2 protein-coding genes and 1 pseudogene are annotated in these 1,370 nt (G+C 67.2%); 2 read left to right on the top strand and 1 reads right to left on the bottom strand.

Features of this window, described 5'->3' with window-relative positions:
* The first annotated feature begins 660 nt into the window (after positions 1 to 660).
* Both A8G15_RS32010 and A8G15_RS30125 read left to right on the top strand, forming a co-directional pair.
* Complete coding sequence (locus tag A8G15_RS32010; protein ID WP_068165454.1) at positions 661 to 852, top strand: excalibur calcium-binding domain-containing protein; 192 nt, start codon at positions 661 to 663, stop codon at positions 850 to 852.
* Positions 853 to 999: 147 nt separating this feature from the next.
* Positions 1,000 to 1,207, top strand: a pseudogene (locus A8G15_RS30125) (succinate dehydrogenase iron-sulfur subunit); the annotation flags it as partial.
* Here the strand turns inward: A8G15_RS30125 and A8G15_RS32005 are convergent.
* Positions 1,203 to 1,370 (bottom strand): zinc-binding dehydrogenase (locus A8G15_RS32005; RefSeq protein WP_342671593.1); only part of this gene is annotated, 168 nt, incomplete at its 5' end. The pseudogene A8G15_RS30125 and the gene A8G15_RS32005 overlap by 5 nt on opposite strands.

The following is a 1,370-nucleotide window of genomic DNA, read 5'->3' as shown; positions in this document are numbered from 1 at the left end:
GACCCGGCCGGGTCGCGCGGGTGAGTTCCGGCATCCACGCGGTCAACTCCGCAACCTGAGCGCCGTCGCGTGCCTCCCCGTCCCCGTCGACCGCCACCCGCCACGGCCGGCACGGGGAGGTTCGCTCGCCGTCTCATCCAGATGCTGTCCGCGATCATCTGTGTCGAACATCCAACCATCGCACCGTGTTTGCTTGTGGCCTGTGTAACACGTCGATGTGGGCCGTCGATCTGCATGTAAGTACATACGCAGAACAGGACTCCCATGAACTCACCAGGCCAGTACCCGGGCGGACCGAACGATCCGAATGCAGGGGCACATAAGCCGCGCGGCCGCAAGAAGTGGCCGATCATTGCCGGCACGGGCGCCGCCGCCGTACTCGCTATTGGAGTCCTGGGGAACGCCGCCGGAGACGACCAGGAGGCGTCGCCAGTTGTGAGCACCTCGGTCGTCGCAACGACAACGACACCTGCGGCGACAACAACGACGCGGGCAACCACGACACCGCGGGCGACAACGACGGCGCCGATCACGACGACAACCCGGGTTGCACCCGCTGTCGCGCCCCCGCCGACGCAGAGTGTGACCCCCACGACCACTCCCTACGTGGCGCCCACGCCGGTGTACACACCTCCGCCGACGACCTATACGCCGCCTCCGGTGTACACCCCGGAGCCGGTCTACACCCCACCCCCCGTGTACACCCCGCCGCCAGTCGTGGAGGCCCCGTCGAGTGTGTACTACAAGAATTGCTCCGCCGCGCGGGCCGCGGGTGCCGCGCCGGTGTACATCGGCGAACCGGGCTACGGCTCGCATCTGGACCGTGACAACGACGGTATCGGCTGCGAATAATTAACTGCAGCAGAACCTTTTGTCGCTTGTCGGCTCGTCGCCACCATGCACTGACGCTGCCTTACAGCTCTGACGCCACCGAAACCACGTCCACCGCATCAAGATGCTCGAACGGCACATGCACGGTCGGGGCCGAATTCGCCTTGCAGCTACTTCGGTCCCGCCGCCATCGTCAACGCGCACCGGTTCATCTTCGACAGCCGCGACGAGGGCGCCGCCGAGCGTCTTCGCCATCCTCAACGACGTCGAAGACGTGTGGCGCTGCCGCACCACCGTGAACTGCCCCGACGCGTGCCCCCGCCGCATCCAGGTGACGAAGGCGATCCAGGAGGTCAAGTGCATTCTGGGTTTCAGCCCGGGACGACCACGCCGCGACCGCGGATGCTGCCCTCGCGCAGCCGCCGGTAGGCCGTGGGGCCCTCGTCGAGGGTGAACGTCTCGGTGTGGATGTCCAGGCGGCCCGCGCGGGCCAGGTCCACGACCTCCATCAGCTCGGACCGGGTGCCCCAGTACGGGGT

This window comes from Rhodococcus phenolicus (assembly GCF_001646785.1).
Taxonomy (GTDB): Bacteria; Actinomycetota; Actinomycetes; order Mycobacteriales; family Mycobacteriaceae; genus Rhodococcus; species Rhodococcus phenolicus.
The sequence above is the reverse complement of the archived record's forward strand: the minus strand, read 5'-3'. Positions and strand labels throughout refer to the sequence as shown.